This window comes from Acinetobacter calcoaceticus (assembly GCF_051947995.1).
Taxonomy (GTDB): Bacteria; Pseudomonadota; Gammaproteobacteria; order Pseudomonadales; family Moraxellaceae; genus Acinetobacter.
Map to the genome: position 1 here is coordinate 220,616 of NZ_JBLVVH010000003.1, position 24,238 is coordinate 244,853.

The following is a 24,238-nucleotide window of genomic DNA, read 5'->3' on the forward strand; positions in this document are numbered from 1 at the left end:
TAAGTGGTTTAAAAACTACATTGTAATTGTGTTGTTTGCAGTTGATCTGGAGCTTTACGATTGTCAAGCCCAGCACTTGCACTGACTACCTGATTGGCTTTGATTTGGATCTGAATAAAATTATATTGGAAGGTGGTGTTGGTGGGTTGCGATGAACTACTATTTAAAAGATATTCGTGAGTTGTTTTATTGACCTGTAACAAGTTGTCGGTACTGTCCGCATCAAGTGTTGAGCGATAAGTTTGAGAGCCTTTAATCAGTTCAAGTACACCATTTGCCCGAATATTGAGCTGGCAATCATTACCATCTTCATAATGACCAATCAGATATTCGATAGAAGGCAAATTCACGTTCACCAGATTAATTCCTGTTAAGCCTTGCTTACATGGATAAGCAGAGCCATTACAGGTTGCTGTTGTATCAACAAAACCAACTGCGCGGCGATAATCTCCAGCACCAGAAACGCGGAATGAATCGTTAGACTCTACTTGAGGATCAAAAGCATAAACTTTTTGTTCTAATAAATTATAGCCTGATGGATTGATTGAATTCTGTTGGTAGTTCTTCGCCAGTTGTAGGGTTGATTCTTTTAGAGATGCACCATATTCATCCCGAACTATTTTTTGGTTTGCCGCGATCTTTAACAGCGTATTTTGAGCTGGATCGATATTTTCTGGTGCAGTAGAGACAAGAGTTTTTAAAGCTGTTTTATCGCCTCGAAGTTTTTTTGCATCAAGTTGACCATCTCTTAAGTCAATTGCCAGATTTTTTGTAAACTCCGTAAAGAAGTTGGTTGGAAAAGTATTAGCCCATTGCTGGATATAACCAAAACTAAAAAAGACATGGGTGTAAAGTGAAGGAAAATCAGCGACATCTTGAATTGTAAAACTGCTGAGGGAATAGGCAGGACTTAAATTAGGCAGGTCAATACTATTAAAGGCACTTAATAAGGCTGTATTTACATCATTTGAAGCCAGCTTAATGTGTAGGCTACTAATTCCTTTGGGATTAATTTCGGCATCGGTTGGAAGATACCCAGAGCGAACAAGTGCTCTTTGATAAATCGCTTCAGAGCTTGGATTAATAAAAGCAGTCTGCGTGCTTGTTGAGTTGAGGTTAATCTCGATTAAGGCGTTTAATGTGGTAGAAATATTGTTGTATTGACCAGATAAGGGATTATAAATAAGCGCAGAAGGTTGGGTAGATAGTTCTATCCTGTAAATGCGGTTTTGAATATTCTGAGGTAAGGTAAGTGCAAGATTGGTGGTGGTATTGGCTTTCTGCTCTAAAATTAAAGTGTTCTCTGTATTGTCATACACTTTAATGATTATATTACGCATCTCAACAGGAACTTTAACATTCAGGGTTCTTGGGCTAGGCGTTGGTGTTGTTGGATTCTCTGTCGGAGGAGGAGCTTCACTTTCACCACTTCCGCAACCGACTAATGTTGAACTTAATAGTAGTGTACTAAGTCCCAAGCAAATATAGCGATTTAATCTTTGTTTTTGTATCAAAGAAGGCATTCCAGCTCTCCAAAATTTTGCATCCATGAAATTTATTATTACCGCAATGTTTTTTTATTCTATTCGAATCCCTCACGGAAACAATAGTATTTCTTGACCAATGGTGAAATCATTTTTAATAAAACAAAATTGATTTGTCTTTAATTATGGGTTCATAAAAATATAAACAGAAGATAACTGCATAAATTTCCTAGATAGCAGGTATTTATTTTCTTAAAAGTTAGAGACTTGAAGATTGTGTAAAACAGGGCAAACTGCCATACTACTGGCCTAAATGAAAGCTAGAGGTGTCACACGTGATTTCTGTTGGTATTGTTGGTGGAACTGGATACACAGGGGTTGAACTATTACGTCTATTACTTAGACATTCACAGGTTCAAGTTCGTATTCTCACTTCTCGTACAGAAGCAGGAAAGCGCGTTGCTGATATGTTCCCAAGTTTACGTGGTCATACGACACTTGAGTTTTCAGATCTGGATTTAGAACAGTTAAAACAATGTGATGTGGTGTTTTTCGCAACGCCGCATGGTGTTGCCATGCAGCATGCAGAAGCCTTAACCGCTGCTGGTACTAAAGTAATTGATTTGGCAGCTGATTTTCGCTTGCAAAATCTTGAGCAATTTGAGAAATGGTATGGCATGCAACATAGCTGTCCAGCGATTTTAAAAGACTCTGTCTATGGTTTAACTGAATTAAACCGCGAAAAGATCAAACAGGCGCAAGTGATTGGTAATCCTGGCTGTTATCCAACTACAGTACAATTAGGTTTGGCGCCATTGTTAAAATCGGCAACGCAACTAATCAATACTCAAAGTATCATTGTAGATGCAAAATCGGGTGTATCCGGTGCGGGTCGTAAAGCCAGTCTAGGTATGATCTACAGTGAAAATGCAGATAATTTCAAGGCTTATGGTGTTGCTGGACATCGTCATCATCCAGAAATTGTTGAAGCACTGGAAAATATTTCAGGACAAAAAGGTCAGTTTGATCAGTTAATATTTGTGCCTCATCTGGTTCCGATGATTCGTGGCATGTTGAGCACGATTTATGTGGATTTAAATGAACAGGGTCAGCAAACAGACTTGCAGAAGCTTTATGAAGATTTCTATAAAGATGAACGCTTTGTCGATATGATGCCTGCGAATAGTTCACCGGAAACTCGTAGCGTTCGTGGTGCGAATGAGCTCAGAATTGCGCTTTATCGCCCGCAACCGAATAAGCTGATTGTGTTGGTAGCGCAAGATAATTTAGTGAAGGGTGCAGCGGGTCAGGCGATTCAAAATATGAACCTCATGTTCGGTTTTGATGAGGCTGCTGGCTTAGAAGGTATTGGTTTATTACCATAAAAAACGCTTTTTTACTTCACACACATTTAAATTTCGATTTTAATGTGTGCTTTGATGCAAATCATAACGATAGAGATGATGATGGAAAACGTTGAACCGACTACTTCACCAGACAGTTCCGTTGAAAAAAATAAGTTTTTAAAAACGAATTTACCTTTGATTATTGGTGCTACCGTTCTGATCGGTAGTAGTTTTATGCTGGGTTATACTGTCGGACACCGTCAGGGTTTAACCGTTGTTGGTTACGATGCAGATGCGGAACAATTGGTAGATGTTGTTCAGAAACAGAAGACCGCTTTGGATGCTGTGAGTAAGAGCCTAAATGCAGCTGTACAAGAGCGTGATATGGCGGTAGGCAACGCAGATGACCTATTCAAATCTGTGAATCAGGCCAATGCAGATAAAGCCCAGTTTGAGGGAATGAATGCGATTTATCGTGAAATCCTCAGACAACGTGGTGGTGTAAGTTTAACGATTCAGAATATGGCAATTAAGTCATTACCTGAAAATGCGTATGAGTATCAGATTGATCTTGTTCAGGTTAGCCCGAACAAACGCCGTGCTTCAGGTTCAGTCGAATTACGTCTGATTAAGGACACTGAAGTTCTAGTGGTACCTTTAGAAGATAAAAACTTCAACTTTGAAGATTTTGAGCGTTTAACTGGTCGTTGGACCATGCCAAAAGGCTTTACACCTCAATTTATTGAAGTGCGCTTAACCGGATCAGGTACACCGATCATTAAACGTTTTAGCTGGCAACGTGGTAAGCCTGTAGATGTAAGTTCTGCTTTTGTGTCAGAAATTCCTCAAGCCGAAGCGAATGCTCAATAATTTTTTAGATTAAGAACTGGATATGCGAAGATACAAGCGTCAAATGAATTTAAGTGAAGTGAAAAACTCTTTTCATCAATCAGGTTATGTCGATTGGCACTTAAATCCACGTTTAAGTGATTCGCAGGAAGATCATGAAGGTGAAGTGGTTGTGCAAACAGCCCCACCTGAATTAAAACGTCCGCCATTATATGCGGTAGTTTTAATGAATGATGATTACACACCGATGGACTTTGTCATTGAAGTTCTACAAAGTTATTTTGGTATGGACTTTGATCAGGCCAGTCAGGTCATGCTGACTGTTCACTACGAAGGTAAGGGAACAGCAGGCATTTATCCAAGAGATATCGCCGAAACCAAAGCCAATCAGGTGAATAACTATGCCCGCGCGCAAGGCCATCCATTGTTATGCCAGATCGAACCTGAGCGAGGATAAACAAAGCAACGCTTTGTCCGAGTGCAAGACGAAGAGCTACGCTGTGAGTGCAGACGTTAAGAAAAGCGAAGGTTTTTTAAGGGATATATTCCTCATGCGCAAGACCTTGCGCCATAGTATGGCTATGTTATGAGTAACAGCATTAAGCAAAATGTCACTATTTTGAGAGGTGTTTTTAACGCTTTTCAAAATATTTTTAATTGCACTCTTTGTATATTATTGATTACCGAAAATGTTAAAGAAATAGATTGAATCGTTTTGAGCCATATTTAATATCTGAAAATTTTCTTTGAATATTAATTTTTGTTATTTATTAAACAAACCTACCTGTTTTGATTAATATTTGGACAAATAGGCGGGTTTTATTCACTTTGTAATTGAATTTTTACAACAATACTTTGTTTTGAAACTTGACCAGTATAGTCAACTAATGCTAACAGTAGATTATGAAGCAAAGAGAGTTGTAGATGTAGATTCAACCACGTTTACAGAAGCTCAGCGGATCAAGTTAATAATTCGCTTTTTCATTAAAAGATAGCTCTTTTTTTGATAGAGCCCAAGATATAAGGGGGTTACATGCTCAGTCGTCAATTAGAAGTATCGTTACGTTTGGCTGTTAGCATGGCTCGTCAAAAGAGACATGAGTTTCTGACAGTTGAACACTTGTTGCTTGCCTTGCTGGATAATGATTCGGCCGTAAATGCGTTAAAAGCCTGTGGTGCTGATATCGTTACTTTGCGTAAAGAATTAGAGGAATATGTAGAGCAACATACCCCGAAACTTGGTGATAATAGTGAACAGGCGCCTCATCCGACAGAGAGTTTTGATCGAATTCTGCAACGCGCTATTTTCCATGTTCAGTCAAGCGGCGGCGATCGTACCGTTGAAGGCGCGGATGTTCTGGTTGCAATGTATTCGGAACGAGATTCTTTTGCCGTTTATTTACTTAAACGTCATCAAATTAACCGTCTGACGCTGACTCAATACTTATCTCATGGCACACGTAAAGATGAGATTCAGGTTGAGGAAGAAGTTGAAGATATTGAAGGTGAAAATGCGGCATCTGCCAATGCAGGCCCATTGGAGCAATATACCCTTAACCTAAATGTGGAAGCTCAAAAGGGTAAAACAGATCCTTTAATTGGACGTGAAAAAGAGATTGAGCGTGCGGCACAAATTTTATGTCGCCGTCGTAAAAACAACCCGCTTTTAGTTGGTGATCCAGGTGTCGGTAAAACCTCAATTGCTGAGGGGCTGGCTTGGTTAATCGTGAATGGTAAGGCACCAAAACCATTGGCAAATGCGGAAGTCTATAGTCTGGATATCGGTGCACTGGTCGCAGGTACCAAGTATCGCGGTGACTTTGAAAAGCGTTTAAAACAATTGTTGAATGCTTTGAAAAAGAATCCAAATGCGATTTTATTCATTGATGAAATTCATATGATCATTGGTGCTGGTTCGAGCATGGGCAGTACCATGGATGCTTCGAATCTGATCAAGCCTGCATTAGCAAATGGTAGCTTACGTTGTATTGGTTCAACTACTTTCCAGGAATATCGTCAGGTATTTGAAAAAGATCATGCATTGTCCCGTCGTTTCCAGAAAATTGACGTGAATGAACCAAGTATTAATGAAACGATTGAAATTTTACGTGGCTTGAAAAACAAGTTCGAAGATTTCCATCATGTGGAATACGATGATAAAGCGTTAGTTGCGGCTGTTGAGTTGTCTGCGAAATTTATCAATGACCGTTTCTTGCCAGACAAGGCGATTGACGTGATTGACGAAGCAGGTGCGCAACGTCGTCTAAAAGCGGAAGTAGATGGTACTACCATCTCTGTTGAAAATATCGAGGACATTGTCTCCAAGATTGCCCGTATTCCACCGAAAACGGTTTCTAAAGATGATAAGTCCGTGCTTGAGAATCTGGAACGTGATCTGAAACGTGTGGTGTTTGGGCAGGATGAAGCTATTACGGCACTTTCATCTGCGATCAAATTATCTCGTGCAGGCTTGAAAGCGCCAGATAAACCAGTGGGTAGTTTTGTTTTTGCTGGCCCAACAGGGGTAGGTAAAACTGAGGTTACCAAACAGCTTGCCAAGCTGTTAGGTGTCGAACTGGTTCGTTTCGATATGTCGGAATATATGGAACGTCATGCGGTTTCCCGTTTGATCGGTGCACCTCCGGGCTATGTTGGCTATGATCAAGGTGGTTTGCTGACTGATGCGATTCATAAAAATCCGCATTGCGTGCTCTTGCTTGATGAGATCGAAAAAGCGCATCCAGATGTATTCAACTTGCTGTTGCAAATCATGGACCATGGTGCTTTGACCGATAACAATGGTCGAAAGTCTGATTTCAGAAATGTGATTATTGTTTTAACCACCAATATTGGTGCTGAAAGTATTGTCCGTGCCAGCATTGGCTTTACTGAACAAGATCATAGTTCAGACAATCAGGATGCGATGAAACGTGCATTCTCACCTGAATTCCGTAACCGTTTAGATGGCGTAATTCAATTTAAAGCACTTCCAACCACGATTATTGATTCAGTGGTCGATAAGTTCTTAACCGAGTTGCAAGCGCAACTGGATGAGAAACAGGTGGTGCTGGATGTCGATCAAAGTGCACGTGACTGGTTATCAACCAACGGTTATGACCGTCTGATGGGTGCTCGTCCAATGCAACGTCTGATTCAGGAACATCTGAAAAAGCCGCTTGCTGAGATGATCCTGTTTGGTGAGCTTGCTGAGCATGGCGGAAACGTTGCGGTTTCTGTGAAAACAGAAAATGGCAAAGAAGTCGGTTTAAAACTGGAAGTATTTGAAGATCATATCAATCCGAGTGCTGAACCTGCTTAATGTTTGAAATTTCATTCTCAATAACCCAAGTACTTAAAGTATTTGGGTTATTTTTCGTCACAGCAATTGCTGAAATCTTAGGTTGCTATTTTCCTTCTTTGATTTTGAATCAAGGAAAGTCACATTGGTTATGGATTCCTACGGCCTTAAGTCTGGCTGTATTTGTTTGGCTGCTAACCTTACATCCGGCTGCATCGGGACGTATTTATGCGGCTTATGGCGGGATCTACATTTTTACGGCTTTGATGTGGTTGCGCTATGTTGACCAGGTCATGCTGACACGTTGGGATGTTCTCGGTGGGATCGTTGTTGTGTGTGGCGCCTGCCTGATTATTTTACAGCCGCAAGGTTTGGTTCATTAAATGATCAACATGGTGTAAATGATCACCATGCTGATCTTAAGTCTTATGTGAGTTAACGGAGTACATAGTTTGCATGGATTCCGCATTCTGCAACAAAGCTTTCATCGTGCGACACCAGTATCACAGCGCCATTAAAAGAGTGAATCGCTTGAGCCAGTAGTTCACGAGACTCAATATCGAGATGGTTCTCTGGTTCATCGAGAAGCAACAACTCAACCGCTTGTTGCTTTAGCGCCAGTAATGCCACTTTCAAACGTTCTCCACCGCTCAATGTTGTTAAAGGGCTCAGGGCTTTATCTCTACGGATTTGTAGGTTGCCTAATAGGGTACGGGCCTGTTGTTCGGTCAGATTTGAATCTATACCACATAAATATTCAACGGCAGATAGATTTTCATTGAGTAAAGAAAGATTCTGATCCAGGTAGACAACACTTGCTTTGCAATAAATTTCTCCTGCAAGTGGCGGGATTAAGCCTTGAAGGGTTTTGAGTAAAGTGGATTTGCCCGTACCGTTTGCACCACATAGATGTAATTTTTCACCCGTTGATAGAGCCAGATCAATAGGTTTGGTCTTTGCGTAAGCCAGTTGCAATTGCTGACAACGTAAGATTTCACCTGATTTACCTGTCGTTTGAGTAAACTCAAAAGACTGGGATTTAAGGTGTTCCAGTTGCGTTTGTTTTTGCTGCAGCTCATCTTTAGCATCTGCAAGCTGTTTACTCTGCTGTTTGCGCAGGTGTGAAAGCGATTGCTCCGACTGTTCTTTCTTGGCATCCAATAAGATCGGAGCTTGAGAACCTGAGGCTCTTAACTTTTCACCTGTTTTTTTACGCTTTTGTGCTTTCATCTGACTCTGATGCTGTTGCTCTTTTAGCTGTTTTAATTCGCGTTTTTCTTGCTGCACTGCATTTGACAATGCTTCGACTTGTCGCTGATGCTGCTGCTGATAGAGTGCATAATTGCCACCATAGTAATGTAGCCCTAATTGATTTAAGGCAAAAATACCCTGCACATGAGACAGCAACTGTCGATCATGACTGATAATTAAACCGCCAGTAGGGTGTTGTGCCATTTGCTCAATCAACCATTGTCGTCCCTGAGTATCTAAATGATTACTCGGTTCATCTAGAAGAAGATAATGATCTTTAAGAAGAAATAACCGACAAAGCGCAAGCTTGGTTTTCTGGCCTTCACTCAAGTGTTGAGTCGGTGTATCCAGTGCAGTAGGTAATGCTGCACTTTCTAGCAGTTGTTGCCATTCGGTGGGTAAATGCCAGAGCTGTTCAACTTGATCATAATCGGAGAATGAAGCCGTACCTTGCTGAATCCGTTCAAAGCACTGATATAAATCTTCAATATCTAACGCTTGAGCAATGGTATGGGCTTGTACACGCTGAAGCTGAGCAAGATGCTGATGTGGGCATTGCCATGAAATTTGACCTGAAAAAGCGAGTTCATTCGAGTATCCCTGAAGCAGGGACATCAATACTGACTTACCTTGACCATTACGTCCAATCAATCCGCAAAACTGATTTAAGGGAAGCTGGAATGAGAGCTGATCGAAGAGTTTGTGCTGCGCCAATTCAAGCGATAGATTTGAAACGATACATGCCTGCTGAGTCATAAGAAACCTCATAAACAGGATATGCAAAATAGAGAAATATAGATAATTTTAGGAATGTTGCTAAATGATAGATAAGTCTATTTTGCACATCAAAAATAAAAAGGGATTTTGATGATAAAAATAGGACTTACTTCATTGGCGTAATCTCGGGTTGCTGTATTTTTCATCTATTCTATGAGTTAAGTGAGTAAAGGTCAAATTTCAGGATTTTGAAGTGCTGATTAAAAAAACATAAAAAATGCTTGTCAAATGCTGAAATAGTGCGTAATTTAATACTTAGACACAGTTTTTTAGATATTTGAAATAAACATGTTAAAGCATACTGTAAACACAAACGCATACTTTTATTTTTGGCAATATTAATCGTTGCCTGATGCGTTTCGGGCAGCAAAAAGGGTTGCCCAACCAGTTAATACCTGATCGGCAACACCGATCAGGTTTTTTTATGCTTTAACAATCATCATTTTAGGAGAAATAGCATGTACACATTTAATTATTCATATTTTAGCAAGATCACCTGGTTTTACTTTGCAAAAAAATCAACATCGCTTAGATCACACTTGCTCAAATAAATGAAAAGGACTGCGAAGAAGGCCAGTCCAAAGGAATTGAAAAATGAATGCTTTAAATACTGCTTTGACACAACCACAAACACACACAAAAGAATCAATGCTTAGCTTGCCATCACAACTCAAAGCGCAGTATCCCTTGTCTGCTAATTTAGCGCAGCAAATTTCAAAACATCGTCAAACGATTCAAAATATTTTATCAGGACAAGATCATCGCCTAATGGTGATTACCGGGCCTTGCTCGATTCATGACCCTGTCGCAGTACTCGAATATGCTGATCGACTGCAACAACTCCAAGAACAAGTCAAAGATCAGATTTTTCTGGTGATGCGTGCCTATATTGAAAAACCACGCACCACGGTAGGCTGGAAGGGTTTTTTATACGATCCAAATTTAGATGGATCATCAGATTTGCAACTGGGCCTAGAAAAGTCCCGTGCGCTTTATTTGCAACTGGTGGAAAAAGGCTTGCCGATTGCCAGTGAAATCTTAAGTCCAATGGCGACAGGTTACTTTGATGACTTGCTGGCTTGGGGTGCAATTGGTGCACGTACCAGCGAATCACAAATTCACCGTGAAATTGCCAGCCACATGCCATACAGTATTGGCTTTAAAAATGGCACCGATGGCTCGATCCAGATCGCCTTAGATGCCATTCAGTCTGCGATGAACGGGCATCAATTTCTCGGTATGACACAACAAGGTCTACCTGCGATTCTGCATAGTAAGGGTAATCCATTACCACATCTGATTTTACGTGGTTCAAATCATGGCACTAATTATGATCTGGCATCAATTCAGGCAATGCATTTCAAACATAAGCATTTGCCAGCATTGGTGATTGATTGTAGTCATGGCAATAGTGCCAAAGATCCGCTAAAACAACCCCAAGTCTTGCAGGAAATTATTGCAGAGCGTGCTGAATCGAAAGTACGCGGTGTGATGATTGAGAGTCATCTGGTGGATGGTAATCAAAAAATTTCCTGTGATATGACGTATGGTCAGTCGGTTACGGATGGTTGCCTAGGTTGGGATAAAACAGCACACGTGTTGTTGGATGTGGCTGAACAAATGCGCCATAAAAACTAAAGTGAAAAAGCCAGTCATCAGACTGGCTTTTTTATTCAGCTCAATTTAAGCTGCCTGAATGGAATGAGCGGCAAGAAAATGACCAATTTCCTGACTAAACTTTCTTGGTTCGGTAATCAGAGGTGTATGCCCAGAGCGTTCGAAATAAACCGCTGTCGCATTTGACAAGCTCTCTGCGATCAGGGTTTGTCCCGTTTCTGGATACAGGGTAGATTCACGACCAATAAAGAAGGTCGTCGGGCAATTTAACTGACGAATTGCGTCGCGATAATCTTCATCATGGTTAAGATAGTTTTCTACATACCAAAGCAAGTAATCCAGGCGTTGAATCGGAAGTAAATATTTTTGTAAGAAAGGACGATTGAGCGCCAGTTTGAAAATTTTCGGACTATAGTTATTACTGCCTTGTAGTTCAATAAACGCACCCCATAAGCTCACCAGCTTATAGCGAATATCATTCGGCAAATCTTCAAGCTTCTGTACGTATTTATATTCAAGCAACAAGGTTTGAATATCAAGCAGGAGACTTTTAAATTGAGGATGCTTTTCACCGAATAAACCATATTGCCAGGAGTCATCGACAGAGATCTTTGGCGTTTGGTCAATATGTAAATAGGCTTTAAGTTTCTCGGCCAAATTACCATGCTTCATGCCGTGCATGGCTGTGGTCGCCCCCATGGAATAGCCCATTAGGATAAACTGATCCAGTTTTAATTGCTGGATGAGGCTATTGATATCATTCCAGTGGCTCGAAATTGCATCCAGATCCGGAATCGCACAATGTTTTGAGCCCCCAAAACCGCGCCAGTCTGGAATGATAAATTCATATTGTTTGCGATTGGCAAATAAGAAAGGAAGCCATTGCCAGCTTTGCATGCCCAAACCTGACAACACCAGTACAGGTTCACCTTCACCGACACGTCGTACAAATAATTTTTCCTGATCCGGCATGCTATAAAATGGCATTATTGTTCTCCAATCTCGTTTGCTTCCTCAAACTTTCTCAGTTGAGGGATCATCTGTTCCAGCCATTTTATCCACTCAGTTTCTGTAATGATACCAAGTTCAAGAATCATTTTATGGATGAACAATACACGGCTGGTAGGTTGGCTATTGCTAAAATCTTTATCATGAATGGCTTGATAAAGGCTTAATTTTTCCTTATGGAGCGATAAATGGCGTTCCAGCTCCGGCAAAATGGTATTGCCACCCAGTTGAGCTTCAGCCCTTAATCTGACCATAAGATCATCGCGCAATTGAGCGGGTTCACTTTGTTGTTCAATCCATGCAGCCAGTTGTATTCTACCCAGTTGTTCCACTTGATAGGTCTTTTTTCGGCTATTTGCAGCTTGTTCTTCTAATGTCGAAATCCATCCTTTTTTCAGCATACCATTGAGTTCACGATAGATTTGCTGATGAGTCGCATTCCAAAAGAAGCCCATTGAACGGTCAAAGCGACGAGCCAGTTCAAAACCTGTACTCGGTTTCTCTAATAGGCTGGTCAATAAAACATGGGCGAGTGACATGATGTTCCATAATAAAAAAATGACTCATCAGAATTATGCAATATGTTGCATAAAAATCAAATCTTGTTTATAACTTTATGCAACAAGTTGCATTAGCAAGCAGAATGCGAGCCAAAGGAGAAAACATGTCAGCTTATCCACATTTATTAAAGCCACTTGATTTGGGCTTTACCACTTTAAAAAACCGTGTGCTTATGGGGTCTATGCATGTTGGCCTGGAAGAAGCACCACAAGGTTATGAGCGTATGGCTGCATTCTATGCAGAACGTGCCAAAGGGGATGTTGGATTGATTGTCACTGGCGGGATTTCGCCAAATGATGCTGGTTTAACCTTTGCCCATGCGTCTAAGCTCGATAGTATTGCCGAAGCAGACAAACATAAAGTGATTACCCAGGCTGTGCATGAGGCGGGCGGTAAGATTGCCATGCAGATTTTACATACCGGCCGTTATTCTTATCAGCCTGAGATTGTGGCACCTTCTGCGATTCAGGCGCCAATTAACCCGATTAAACCCAAAGCCCTCACTTCAGCCGAAGTGCAGCAAACCATTGATGACTTTGCCAACTGTGCCAAGCTTGCCCAATATGCAGGCTATGATGGGGTTGAAATTATGGGCTCGGAAGGTTATCTGATCAATGAATTTATTGCGGCCCGTACTAACCATCGTGATGACGAATGGGGCGGTAGTTATGAAAACCGTATTCGTTTTCCAATTGAAATCGTAAAGCGGACCCGTGCGTTGGTCGGTGAGAACTTCATCATTATTTATCGCTTGTCGATGCTGGATCTGGTTGAAGGTGGTTCAACGCTGGAAGAAGTGATTCAACTGGCGAAAGAAATTGAAAAAGCCGGTGCAACCATTATCAATACAGGTATTGGCTGGCACGAAGCGCGTATTCCCACCATTGCAACCAAAGTACCGCGTGCAGCATTTACATGGGTGACTGAAAAGCTCAAAGGTGAAGTTTCAGTTCCTTTGATTACTTCAAACCGTATCAATACGCCTGAAATGGCGGAACATGTATTGGCCTCTGGTCATGCAGATATGGTGTCTATGGCACGTCCAATGCTGGCCGATCCTGAGTTCGTATTAAAGGCCAGTGAAGGTCGTAGCGATGAGATCAATACCTGTATCGGTTGTAACCAAGCCTGTTTAGATCATATCTTCTCTATGAAGATTGCGACATGTTTAGTCAACCCGCGTGCGTGTTATGAAACAGAACTGATTTTTAAAGAAACCCATGCAGGCAAGAATATTGCCGTAATTGGTGCTGGTCCAGCTGGCCTGAGCTTTGCGGTATATGCAGCCAGTCGTGGCCATAAAGTGAAAGTCTTTGATGCCAGCAATCAGATTGGTGGCCAATTTAATATCGCCAAAACCATTCCGGGTAAAGAAGAGTTCTACGAAACCTTACGTTACTTCAAACGCCAGATTGAATTACAGCCGAATATTGAGTTAGTGCTGAATCATACAGCCACTTACGAAGAGCTAAGCCAGGCGAACTATGATGATATCGTGATTGCAACAGGTGTAACACCGCGTCAATTACAATTCGAAGGTATTGATCATCCAAAAGTGTTGAGCTATATCCAGGTTTTAAAAGAGCGTGTACCTGTCGGTAAGCGTGTTGCCATTATTGGTGCGGGGGGTATTGGTTTTGATACTGCAGAATACCTAACTCACGAAGGAGATAGTGGCAGCTTAAACCCTGAAAAGTTCTATGCAGAGTGGGGAATTGATACAACTTACCAGCATGTCGGCGGATTAAAAGTAGCTGAGTTGGAAAAGTCAGAACGTGAAATTTACTTATTACAACGTAAGACAGCATCGGTGGGTGCAGGTTTAGGTAAAACCACGGGCTGGATTCATCGTACGGGCTTAAAACATCGTGATGTGAAAATGATTGCGGGAGCGAGCTACGACAAGGTAGATGACCAAGGTCTACATATTACCGTCGATGGTCAGAGCCGAGTGCTTGAAGTGGACAATGTGGTGATTTGTGCCGGTCAGGAATCCTATACCGCAATGTTCGATCAACTTAAAGCCGATGGTAAAAATGTTCATCTGATTGGTGGTGCAAAAGAAGCTGGTGAGCTAGATGCAAAACGTGCAATTCGTCAAGGTGCTGAATTAGCAGCCGTTTTATAAGGTAGAAAGGAGCATTTTCTCACTAGAGGAAATGCTCCTTCACTTTTAGATAGGAAGGAAAAATAACAATGACACTTGAAACAACGAAACAAGCCTTAGCGATCTGGCATGAAATGATTCAAGCTGGCGATTTATCCGGCTTGAATGACTTGCTTGCGGAAGATGTGGTATTTCGTTCACCCGTTGCTTATAAACCTTATGAAGGCAAACATGTGGTCTTTTTTATTCTGACCAATGTGATTCAGGTTTTTGAAGACTTTACCTATCATCGTGAATTTTATACCGAAAATGGTGAGAATGTGGTATTGGAATTTAGTGCCAATGTCAGCGGGAAATCGCTTAAGGGTATTGATATGATTCGCTTTAATGCGCAAGGAAAAATCATTGATTTTGAAGTGATGATTCGTCCAATGAGCGGTTTGGCGGCATTGGCAGAAAAGATGGGCGCAAGATTTGCGAAGTATCAACCCAACTAAAGCGCTAAAAATAGCCTAAGTAGTCGTCAGAGATTTAAAATGTGGTTAAAATTTTCAACTTTGGCTTTATTGCCTGTATTACTCATTCAGGGTAGGAAAGTTCGCAAAAATACACCACGACTTTTAGAGGCCGATGGCGCGCGCGAAGGTATTATTGGCCAAGGCAAGCCATTGTCTCTGCTGATTATCGGAGATTCAGCTGCTGCTGGCGTGGGAGTGGAAACCCAACAACACGCTTTATCGGGCGCCATCATTTCCGAGTTGCAAAATGAATATCGCTTACAATGGAAACTGCAAGCAAAAACAGGCGATACCACTGCACAAGTTTACCAAACAGTACAACAGTTAGATCAGCAATGTTATGATGTAATCGTCACCTCAATGGGTGTCAATGACGTCACCAAACTGACTTCGGCAAAGTCTTGGTTGAAACAGCAAAAACAACTTTTTAGTTATATCCAACAACAGTTTCAGCCCAAGCTTATTATTGTGTCTGGTGTACCACCGATGCAGCATTTTCCAGCCTTGCCGAATCCTTTGGCCTGGTTATTTGGACAATATGCAGAACAGATGAATCAAGTATTACAACAATGGCTGGCGCCGCAGCCACAATTTCATTTCATTCAATATGATGTAGAAACTTTTCAGGCGATGAATCTGCCAATGGCCAGCGATGGTTTTCATCCTGGCAAAGAAATTTATGCCATCTGGGGACAACAGGTCGCTACTTTAGTGCGACAAACATTTACTCATCATTAGAGGCGGTACTAGATATGGGTATATCAGCTTTAGATAAAATCAAAGTTTTAGGTTCAGAACTCTTTGATACGGTACTCGGTGCTGAACAGCCGAAAATGTATTATGACCCGAAAGGGAAAATTAAAGATGTTCTGGAAAAATTACCGCAATTAAAGCAAAAATATCGTCCAACACCGTGGCTGACCAATACACATCTCCATCTGCTGTATTTTGATGTGATCCGTAAAAAGATGGTCAAACTCGAATATGATCGAATCGAGCAATTGCATATGCAGGATGGTGGGGTAACAGCAATTGCATGGTATGGCTATGATTTACCGGCAGATACGCCGACGGTTGTCATCATGCATACCATAACCGGTACACCTGAGAGTATGCGCGAACTGGTCAAAGACCTGCATGAATATACTGGATGGAGAATTGCGCTGTGTTTGCGCCGTGGCCATGCGGGGTTACCGATGCCTGTGCCACGCATTTCACTATTTGGTTCGACCAGTGATCTAAAAGAACAACTGGCTCATATTCAAGGCTTATTTCCGCAGTCAGACTTATATGCCGTTGGTTCTTCTGCGGGTACCGGTTTGTTAGTGCGCTATTTAGGTGAACAAGGTGCAGATACACCGTTCAAAGCAGCCTTTGCAATGTGTCCAGGCTATAATACAGAAATTGGCTTTAAGAATGTTCATCCGTTTTATAGCAAGATGATGACCAAGAAGCTTTTTAAGTATTTTATCTATCCCTACCAGAACACATGGAATCAACTTGCTTCTGTAGAAAGAGTGCTGACAACCACCAGTTTGGAAGAGTTTGAGAAAGAATATTTTGAAATGGCGGGATTTCAGGATTACCAAAGTTATTGTCAGGCCATCAACCCGATCTATGTTTTTGAAAATATCAAAATTCCATTGATGATTTTGAATGCCGAAGATGATCCAGTATGCTCAATCAAGAATCTGGAGCCGTATAAAGAAGCCATACAGCAGATGGAAAATATAGCGGTGGTCACCACCAAGAAAGGCAGCCATTGCGGCTTCTATGAAACGTTGAGTGTGAAATCGTGGGCTTCACGTTTGATGGCTGATTTTTTTAAGAATTATTAATCGTATGGAAATAAAAAAGCCATGAGCTGCAATTGAGTCAGCTCATGGCTTTTTACAACGAGCCATTAAAACATTAGTTGTTTAATGCAGGCGTAGCAGCAGCAATTGCAGCGGCAACTGCATCATCTTCACTTTGCGCTGGTGTTGATGATTTTGGTGCTTTTGCAGTTTGTTCAGCTTTAGGCTGTTCTACTTTCGCTGGTTTTGGTTCGGTTTTTACAGGTTGCTCAGCTTTTGGCTGCTCTGTCTTGGCTGGTTTAGGTTGTTCAGTACGTGGTGTCTCGGTTGCAGCAGGTGTTTCAGTCTGAGCAGGACGAACTTCACGACGGATTTCAGTCGTGGTATTTGCTGTTTCTTCGCGCGTTGTTTCAACTGCAGCCGCTGGAGCTTCTTGCTTGTCAACACTTTCTAGCGATTCAAACTCTTGGATTTTCTCAGGTTCAGGTTGTGGCTGAGTTTGAGTTTCAGTCGTTGTCTGTTCTTGCTGCTCTTCGTTTTTAGGTTCTTCTTTTTTCACACAAGCAGTTAATAAAAGACCCGTCGCCAGTGCTGCACAAATTAAAAGTTTTTTATTTGCCATTGCTAAAACAACATATTAAATAAGGACAGCCACAATTATAACAGTAAAAGTAGATGAAGAAATCCCTATGCTTTGTTGAGTTTGTTTATATTTTATAATTGCTTGCAAATTATCATCCGTCTGATAGTGCATTTACTGGGATTTGAAAACCGGTTTTTAACAAGCTTGAGGATGGAATTGAAGGATTAAACGTAATTTAAGTATGAAAAATCGACAAATTCCGTAAATTTTTATCGAAAATGCTGATAGAATAACCAGTTGTTTATAGTTCTTTGAATTGATGCGGTTTGACTTTGCTTTATAGGGGCAGAGTACAGTAAAATTGCCCAACATTGTAGGCCGATTTCGGCTCGATTGTACGAGAAACTCAATGACCCATTTTATTTTTGTCACTGGTGGTGTGGTTTCATCACTAGGTAAAGGTATTTCTGCTGCTTCTGTTGCTGCACTTTTGGAAGCTCGTGGCTTAAAAGTCACTATGGTAAAAATGGATCCATACATTAATGTCGATCCAGGTACCATGAGTCCATTTCAGCATGGTGAAGTTTTCGTCACAGAGGATGGTGCTGAAACTGACTTAGATTTGGGATATTACGAACGTTTCTTACGTCGTGCGAAAATGACCAAACTGAATAACTTTACTAGCGGTCGTGTATATCAGGACGTTTTGAACAAAGAACGTCGTGGTGACTACCTTGGTGGTACTGTTCAAGTTATTCCACATATTACAGATAACATTAAAGAACGCGTACTTCGCGCAGGTGAAGGTTACGACGTTGCGATCGTTGAGATTGGTGGTACTGTTGGTGATATCGAATCACTTCCATTTATGGAATCAGTCCGTCAGCTTATGGTTGAGTTGGGTCATAAACGCACAATGCTCATGCATTTGACGTTATTACCGTATATCAAATCTGCTGCTGAATTGAAAACCAAGCCAACCCAGCATTCTGTGAAAGAACTTCTTTCAATCGGTATTCAGCCAGATATCCTGATCTGCCGTACCGAATACGATGTCGATGTTGATACTAAACGTAAAATTGCATTGTTTACCAATGTTGAAGCGCGTGCCGTTGTGGTATGTAAAGATGCTAAAACAATTTATCAAATTCCACGTACTTTCTATGAACAGAATGTTGATGACTTGATTTGTGAACGTTTTGGTTTCAATGATCTTCCAGAAGCAAATCTTGAAGACTGGGATAATGTAGTTGAAGCATTACTGAACCCAGAATATACCGTACGTGTTGCGATGGTCGGTAAATATGTAGAACTTCCAGATGCTTATAAATCTGTGAATGAAGCACTTCTACATGCAGGTATCCAGAACCGCGTTAAAGTTCAGATTGATTATGTCAATGCTGAAGAGCTTGAACAGCAAGACATTAGCGTTTTAAGTACGGCTGATGCGATCTTGGTACCAGGTGGTTTTGGTGAGCGCGGTACTGAAGGCAAGATGAAAGCGATTCAGTATGCACGTGAAAACAAGATTCCATTCCTTGGCATCTGTTTAGGTATGCAATTGGCCGTGATTGAATATGCACGTAACGTTGCAGCGATGCCAGAAGCAAGTTCAACTGAATTTAACCGTTCAACTAAATATCCACTCATTGGTTTAATCACTGAATGGTTAGATGAACGTGGTGAATTACAGCAACGTAGCCTTGAGTCTGACTTGGGCGGTACCATGCGTTTAGGTGCACAAAAATCTGAATTGGTTGAAGGCACCAAGACCCGTGAAGTCTATGGCAAAGCTGAAATTACTGAACGTCACCGTCATCGTTATGAAATGAACGACCGTTTTATTCCGGCACTAGAACAAGCTGGTATGAAAATTTCAGGTTATTCATCTGTACAACATTTAGTTGAAACTGTAGAAATTCCTGAACATCCTTGGTTTATTGCTGTACAATTCCACCCGGAATTTACAAGTTCACCACGTGATGGACACCCATTATTTGCTAGTTTTATCGGGGCTGCTAAAAATCAGCACCAGAAGTAAATACTGAGTTTTTAAATAAACTGGGAAAGTTTAAATGTCACAATTAAAACCACAAGAAGTTGTACGTTTAGGCGATATACAAATGGCAAATCATTTGCCATTTGTATTATTTGGCGGAATGAACGTACTTGAGTCGAAAGATTTAGCATTTGAAATTGCTGAAACGTATGTTGATATTTGCAAACGCTTAGATATTCCTTACGTGTTCAAGGCAAGCTTTGACAAGGCAAATCGTTCGAGCTTGAATTCATTTCGTGGTCCTGGTCTGGAAAAGGGCATCGAATGGTTGGCTGAGATTAAAAAGCATTTTAATGTACCAATCATTACCGATGTCCATGAACCTTACCAGGCAGCGCCTGTAGCTGAAGTCGCGGACATTATCCAGCTTCCTGCCTTCCTTAGTCGTCAGACTGACCTTGTTGAAGCAATGGCAAAAACACAAGCCATTATCAATATCAAAAAAGCACAGTTCTTAGCCCCACATGAAATGCGTCACATCCTGCATAAATGTCTGGAAGCCGGGAATGACAAACTCATTCTTTGTGAGCGTGGCTCTGCATTTGGCTACAATAACCTGATTGTAGACATGCTTGGCTTTGACATCATGAAAGAAATGAATGTGCCTGTATTCTTTGACGTGACCCATGCTTTACAAACACCAGGCGGACGTGCTGATTCTGCGGGTGGTCGTCGTGCGCAAATCACAACTTTAGCACGTTCGGGTATGGCAACAGGTTTAGCAGGTTTATTCCTGGAAGCGCATCCGGAACCGGAAATTGCAAAATGTGATGGACCATGTGCATTGCGTTTATCTCAGCTTGAGCCATTCTTGGCACAATTAAAAGAATTGGATACTTTAGTTAAAGGATTCAAAAAGTTAGACACCCACTGATGCAATAATCTGCATCTTGTTATTCATTCAACAGAGGAATTGTTCATGAGCCAAATCGTTGACATCCGTGCACGTGAAATTTTGGACTCTCGTGGTAACCCAACCATCGAAGCAGACGTAATTTTAGAATCTGGGGTTGTTGGTCGTGCATGTGCACCATCTGGTGCTTCAACTGGTTCTCGTGAAGCTTTAGAACTTCGTGACGGTGATAAATCACGTTACTTAGGTAAAGGCGTTCGTACAGCAGTTAATAACGTAAATACCTTGATTCGTGATGCTTTGTTGGGTAAATCAGTTTTCGAGCAAAAAGACATTGATAACACAATGATCGCGCTTGATGGCACTGAAAACAAAGAGAAATTAGGTGCTAACGCAACTTTGGCTGTGTCATTGGCTGCTGCACGTGCTGCTGCTGAAGAAAAGAAACTTCCTCTTTTCCAATACATCGCTGATCTTCGTGGCCAAACCATCTTGACCATGCCTGTTCCAATGATGAACATCTTGAACGGTGGTGAGCATGCGGACAACACGGTTGATATTCAAGAGTTTATGATTGAGCCAGTAGGCTTTACCTCATTTGCTGAAGCATTGCGTGCGGGCGCTGAAGTATTCCATTCTTTAAAATCAGTTTTAAAGAAACAAGGTTTGAACACTGCGGTGGGTGATGAAGGTGGTTTTGCACCTAACTTGCGTTCTAACGAAGAAGCGATTCAAGTTATTTTACAAGCGATTGAATTGACTGGTTATAAAGCTGGTTCAGACATGATGCTTGCTTTAGACTGCGCATCTTCAGAATTCTACAAAAACGGTCAATATGTTTTAGAAGGCGAAGGCAATCGTGCATTCACAAGCCATCAGTTTGCTGATTACTTGGCTGGCCTTGCAAATCAATATCCAATCATCTCAATTGAAGATGGTCTGGATGAATCTGACTGGGAAGGCTGGAGCTACTTAACTTCAATCCTTGGCGATAAGATCCAGTTGGTTGGCGACGATCTATTCGTAACTAATCCTAAGATTTTACAACGTGGTATTGATGAGAAAGTAGGTAACTCGATTCTGATCAAATATAACCAGATCGGTACATTGACTGAAACTTTAGATGCGATTTACCTTGCGAAAGCAAATGGCTATAGCACTGTAATTTCACACCGTTCAGGTGAAACTGAAGATTCGACTATTGCTGACTTGGCAGTGGGTACCGCAGCAGGTCAAATCAAGACCGGTTCTCTATGCCGTTCTGACCGTGTGGCGAAATATAACCAATTGCTTCGTATTGAAGAGTTAACGAAAGCAGCTTATCGCGGTAAAGCTGAATTCAAAGGTCTAAAATAAGGTCAAATTATCTATGTTGAGAACTTCTGATCATCTTTCTTTACAAAAGAGAGAAACTCTGCAAATTCATAATCCTATAGAATTCGCAGATGATCTTCCTTTCAGAAGGATGTAGGGGCTTTTTCATGTTAGAGATATTTCGATCGACCTCGAGTAAATTGATTCTGTTGCTTGCAGTCGTTTTGGTTGCAAGCTTACAGTACCAGTTTTGGTTAGGTGAGGGTGGCTATTTCCCTCACCAAGCCTTAACTCAGCAAATCAGTCAGCAAGCTGAAATTAATACTGAGTTAAAAGAACGTAATCGTATTCTGGCGGCTGAAGTTTTTGATTTGAAAAATGGCAGCGAAGCGATTGAAGAGCATGCCCGTTTAGACTTAGGTTTAATTAAACCGAATGAAACCTTTGTACAAATGAGTACGATTAGTACCCATTACAAACCGATTTATATTGATCCAAACGCAAAAGAAGATACTGCAACCAATGAAAACCCTGACTAAGCTGTGGGCGATTGTACCAGCAGCAGGTTCGGGCAGTCGTTTTTCCAAAACTGAATTAAAACAATATCAGTATATTCAAAACCATACTGTACTTGAGCATACCGTTAATCGTCTCAATACATTAGACTTGGCAGGTTGTGTACTGGCCATTGGCCAACAAGATAATTTTGCCGGGACGCTTTCATTTCAACACAAAGATAAGCTACATTTCTGCGAGGGTGGTGCAGAGCGTGTCCATTCTGTGTTGAATGCCTTGATTTACTTATCTGAAATTGCAGATGCAAATGACTGGGTTCTGGTTCATGATGCAGCACGTCCATGTGTTACTTCTGATTGCTTAACTCGTCTGGTGGATTCAGCACAGCATTCAAATCAAAGTGCAATTCTGGCTATTCCTGTCCGCGATACATTAAAGCAGGTCGGGCAGCAAAATCAGATCGAGAAAACGGTAAGCCGTGAGATGTTATGGCAAGCACAAACTCCACAAATGGCAAGACTAGGTGTGCTAAAGAATGCCATTGAACAGGCTCTGGCCGATCATATTGTGATTACAGATGAAGCCAGCGCTTTGGAATATGTGAAAGAACCGGTACAAGTGGTACAGGGACGATCGGATAATATTAAAATTACCTATGCCGATGATCTGGAACTGGCACGACTGATTCTGCAAGCTCAAATCCCTGCTTCTATCTAAATTTTTTAAGATAACATTACGAATTTTTAAGGCTTTTTTATAAATAGCCTAAGCAAATTTTAGTGAAGTTTACTGTTTTTTTACATTAACCTGAATGACAAAAAACTGACGATTTGTTAAATTTGAACAACATACTTAACAATGGATCAATAAATGAAAAAATTATTACTTGCGGGCCTTTTTACTTTTTCTCTAGTTGGCTGCGCAACGACTCCTCAACAGCCGCAAGAAACTGCACAAGAAACCATTCGTTATTCAACCAGTCCTTGCTTTGGTGCATGCCCAATCTATTCTGTTGAGATTACACCTGAGGGTGCTGTTCATTTTGATGGTAAACAATACACTAAAGTGACTGGAACTCAGGATTTAACAGTTGATCCTTCTGTTTATAAAAAGCTTCAGCAAGAGCTTAAGACTTATCGTCCTGCAACTGGTGCAAATGTTAAAACAACAGGTTGCGAAGAAACTGCAACTGATCAGCAAAGTGCTTATTTTTCATGGAAACAGGCTGATGGCACGGTAACCAAATTGAGCCACTACACGGGCTGTATTTCACCAGCAAATGCTGAGCTAAATAAAGTCATTGAAAAGTTACCTAAATTGATCGGTATTGAAGAGCTAGTGCGTTAAGCTTTATTTGAGCGCGTAGAGAAGGCTTAATTACATAAAGTAGTTAAGCCTTTTTAGTTTGAGTTAATATTTAAAATAATATATTATAATTATATATATTGTATTGTGAGAGGGAAATGACCAGTATGCTTTTAGCTTTGATTGGTGGTGCACTGATTGGATTAGCTGTAGTCGGTTATTTGTATATAAACGGCCGTATTGCTGGCATTAGTGGCTTAATTGCCCAACTCTTACAACCGAAATCCTTTATTGGAAGTTCGGCTTTCTGGTTCTTAATGGGTTTAACTATTACGCCATTCCTTTATCAATTATTCGTACAACCAAAGATCATCTTGGATTCTTCTCCATTCGCGTTGATTGCAGCAGGTTTACTGGTAGGTTTTGGTACGCGTCTAGGTTCAGGTTGTACTAGCGGTCATGGGATTTGCGGAATTAGCCGTTTATCAATACGCTCAATTGTTGCAACCCTTATATTCATGTGTACGGGAATGGTGACGGTCTATGTCGCACGCCATATTTTAGGAGCAATATAATGAAAAACTTATTTGCCTTTATCTTTGGCAGTGTATTTGCTTTAGGTTTGATTATTTCGGGAATGTCAAATCCGGCTAAAGTATTAAGCTTCTTAGATATCTCTGGTGATTGGGACATCAGTTTGATGTTTGTAATGATAGGTGCAATTGCTGTGGCATTTATTCCATTTCAAAAAGCAATCCGTCAGCCTAAAACCCTCCTAGGTGAAACCATTGTATTACCACAGAATCATCAGATTGATAAAAAGCTCATTACCGGTGCTGTTTTATTTGGTATGGGATGGGGTATTGCAGGTATTTGTCCAGCACCAGCGGTCACTTTAATTGGACTTGGTTATACACAAATCTGGTATTTCATCATTGCCATGTTAACGGGTATGTTTATTCATCGTCTTTGGGCTAAATCGAGAGGAGAGTAATA

23 protein-coding genes are annotated in these 24,238 nt (G+C 41.1%); 18 read left to right on the plus strand and 5 right to left on the minus strand.

The window, feature by feature from the left end; translation table 11 throughout:
- Positions 1-8 precede the first annotated feature (8 nt).
- Positions 9-1,523, minus strand: coding sequence for a hypothetical protein (locus ACNQO6_RS06955; protein ID WP_440208474.1), 1,515 nt, complete (start codon positions 1,521-1,523; stop codon positions 9-11).
- Positions 1,524-1,819: 296 nt separating this feature from the next.
- Between ACNQO6_RS06955 and argC the strand changes: the two genes are divergently transcribed.
- The 5 genes from argC (at position 1,820) to ACNQO6_RS06980 (ending at position 7,360) form a co-directional block, all read left to right on the plus strand.
- Positions 1,820-2,869: an N-acetyl-gamma-glutamyl-phosphate reductase gene (gene argC, locus ACNQO6_RS06960; protein ID WP_440208719.1), complete on the plus strand. Its 1,050-nt coding sequence runs from the start codon at positions 1,820-1,822 to the stop codon at positions 2,867-2,869.
- Between the two features lie 81 nt (positions 2,870-2,950).
- Positions 2,951-3,700, plus strand: a complete 750-nt coding sequence (locus ACNQO6_RS06965; protein WP_005230716.1) for a DUF6776 family protein — start codon at positions 2,951-2,953, stop codon at positions 3,698-3,700.
- Positions 3,701-3,722: 22 nt separating this feature from the next.
- Positions 3,723-4,136: an ATP-dependent Clp protease adapter ClpS gene (gene clpS / locus ACNQO6_RS06970; RefSeq protein ID WP_171067701.1), complete on the plus strand. Its 414-nt coding sequence runs from the start codon at positions 3,723-3,725 to the stop codon at positions 4,134-4,136.
- Between the two features lie 576 nt (positions 4,137-4,712).
- Entirely contained in the window at positions 4,713-6,998 is a 2,286-nt protein-coding gene (gene clpA, locus ACNQO6_RS06975) for an ATP-dependent Clp protease ATP-binding subunit ClpA (protein ID WP_004772396.1), read from the plus strand.
- Positions 6,998-7,360, plus strand: coding sequence for a YnfA family protein (locus ACNQO6_RS06980; protein WP_440208475.1), 363 nt, complete (start codon positions 6,998-7,000; stop codon positions 7,358-7,360). The genes clpA and ACNQO6_RS06980 overlap by 1 nt, the downstream gene beginning before the upstream one ends.
- Before the next feature lie 52 nt (positions 7,361-7,412).
- On the opposite strand, the gene ACNQO6_RS06985 is transcribed toward ACNQO6_RS06980, so the two are convergent.
- Entirely contained in the window at positions 7,413-8,984 is a 1,572-nt protein-coding gene (locus ACNQO6_RS06985; RefSeq protein WP_440208476.1) for an ATP-binding cassette domain-containing protein, read from the minus strand.
- A gap of 615 nt (positions 8,985-9,599) precedes the next feature.
- Here ACNQO6_RS06985 and ACNQO6_RS06990 point away from each other — a divergent pair.
- Entirely contained in the window at positions 9,600-10,643 is a 1,044-nt protein-coding gene (locus ACNQO6_RS06990; protein ID WP_440208477.1) for a 3-deoxy-7-phosphoheptulonate synthase, read from the plus strand.
- 45 nt (positions 10,644-10,688) lie between these two features.
- On the opposite strand, the gene ACNQO6_RS06995 is transcribed toward ACNQO6_RS06990, so the two are convergent.
- Positions 10,689-11,609, minus strand: coding sequence for an alpha/beta fold hydrolase (locus ACNQO6_RS06995; protein ID WP_440208478.1), 921 nt, complete (start codon positions 11,607-11,609; stop codon positions 10,689-10,691).
- Positions 11,609-12,169 (minus strand): PadR family transcriptional regulator, encoded by a 561-nt coding sequence (locus ACNQO6_RS07000; RefSeq protein WP_199948312.1) that lies wholly within the window; start codon positions 12,167-12,169, stop codon positions 11,609-11,611. The genes ACNQO6_RS06995 and ACNQO6_RS07000 overlap by 1 nt, the downstream gene beginning before the upstream one ends.
- A gap of 125 nt (positions 12,170-12,294) precedes the next feature.
- Here ACNQO6_RS07000 and ACNQO6_RS07005 point away from each other — a divergent pair, with 125 nt between their 5' ends.
- The 4 genes from ACNQO6_RS07005 (at position 12,295) to ACNQO6_RS07020 (ending at position 16,654) form a co-directional block, all read left to right on the plus strand.
- On the plus strand, positions 12,295-14,319 hold the full coding sequence (locus tag ACNQO6_RS07005; protein ID WP_440208479.1) for an oxidoreductase: 2,025 nt from the start codon (positions 12,295-12,297) through the stop codon (positions 14,317-14,319).
- A 68-nt stretch (positions 14,320-14,387) separates the two neighbouring features.
- Positions 14,388-14,795: a nuclear transport factor 2 family protein gene (locus ACNQO6_RS07010; RefSeq protein WP_343578596.1), complete on the plus strand. Its 408-nt coding sequence runs from the start codon at positions 14,388-14,390 to the stop codon at positions 14,793-14,795.
- A 39-nt stretch (positions 14,796-14,834) separates the two neighbouring features.
- Positions 14,835-15,554, plus strand: coding sequence for an SGNH/GDSL hydrolase family protein (locus ACNQO6_RS07015; protein WP_440208480.1), 720 nt, complete (start codon positions 14,835-14,837; stop codon positions 15,552-15,554).
- 14 nt (positions 15,555-15,568) lie between these two features.
- Positions 15,569-16,654, plus strand: coding sequence for a YheT family hydrolase (locus ACNQO6_RS07020; RefSeq protein ID WP_440208481.1), 1,086 nt, complete (start codon positions 15,569-15,571; stop codon positions 16,652-16,654).
- A 73-nt stretch (positions 16,655-16,727) separates the two neighbouring features.
- Here ACNQO6_RS07020 and ACNQO6_RS07025 read toward each other — a convergent pair whose 3' ends face one another.
- Positions 16,728-17,234, minus strand: coding sequence for an internalin (locus ACNQO6_RS07025; protein ID WP_440208482.1), 507 nt, complete (start codon positions 17,232-17,234; stop codon positions 16,728-16,730).
- 370 nt (positions 17,235-17,604) lie between these two features.
- Here ACNQO6_RS07025 and ACNQO6_RS07030 point away from each other — a divergent pair, with 370 nt between their 5' ends.
- From ACNQO6_RS07030 to ACNQO6_RS07065, 8 genes are all read left to right on the plus strand, one after another.
- Positions 17,605-19,236: a CTP synthase gene (locus ACNQO6_RS07030; RefSeq protein WP_005230692.1), complete on the plus strand. Its 1,632-nt coding sequence runs from the start codon at positions 17,605-17,607 to the stop codon at positions 19,234-19,236.
- A gap of 34 nt (positions 19,237-19,270) precedes the next feature.
- Entirely contained in the window at positions 19,271-20,128 is an 858-nt protein-coding gene (kdsA, locus tag ACNQO6_RS07035; RefSeq protein WP_343581466.1) for a 3-deoxy-8-phosphooctulonate synthase, read from the plus strand.
- Between the two features lie 45 nt (positions 20,129-20,173).
- Positions 20,174-21,463, plus strand: coding sequence for a phosphopyruvate hydratase (gene eno, locus ACNQO6_RS07040; protein ID WP_004911285.1), 1,290 nt, complete (start codon positions 20,174-20,176; stop codon positions 21,461-21,463).
- A gap of 125 nt (positions 21,464-21,588) precedes the next feature.
- A complete protein-coding gene (gene ftsB / locus ACNQO6_RS07045) occupies positions 21,589-21,960 on the plus strand; it encodes a cell division protein FtsB (protein WP_005230686.1) in 372 nt (123 codons plus the stop codon).
- Positions 21,944-22,654 (plus strand): 2-C-methyl-D-erythritol 4-phosphate cytidylyltransferase, encoded by a 711-nt coding sequence (ispD, locus tag ACNQO6_RS07050; RefSeq protein ID WP_440208483.1) that lies wholly within the window; start codon positions 21,944-21,946, stop codon positions 22,652-22,654. The genes ftsB and ispD overlap by 17 nt, the downstream gene beginning before the upstream one ends.
- Before the next feature lie 153 nt (positions 22,655-22,807).
- Positions 22,808-23,284, plus strand: coding sequence for a DUF6438 domain-containing protein (locus tag ACNQO6_RS07055; RefSeq protein ID WP_343581471.1), 477 nt, complete (start codon positions 22,808-22,810; stop codon positions 23,282-23,284).
- Between the two features lie 116 nt (positions 23,285-23,400).
- Positions 23,401-23,817 (plus strand): YeeE/YedE family protein, encoded by a 417-nt coding sequence (locus tag ACNQO6_RS07060; RefSeq protein WP_343581473.1) that lies wholly within the window; start codon positions 23,401-23,403, stop codon positions 23,815-23,817.
- Positions 23,817-24,236: a DUF6691 family protein gene (locus ACNQO6_RS07065; protein ID WP_343581475.1), complete on the plus strand. Its 420-nt coding sequence runs from the start codon at positions 23,817-23,819 to the stop codon at positions 24,234-24,236. Before ACNQO6_RS07060 ends, ACNQO6_RS07065 begins: the two co-directional genes overlap by 1 nt.
- The last annotated feature ends 2 nt before the right edge of the window (positions 24,237-24,238 follow it).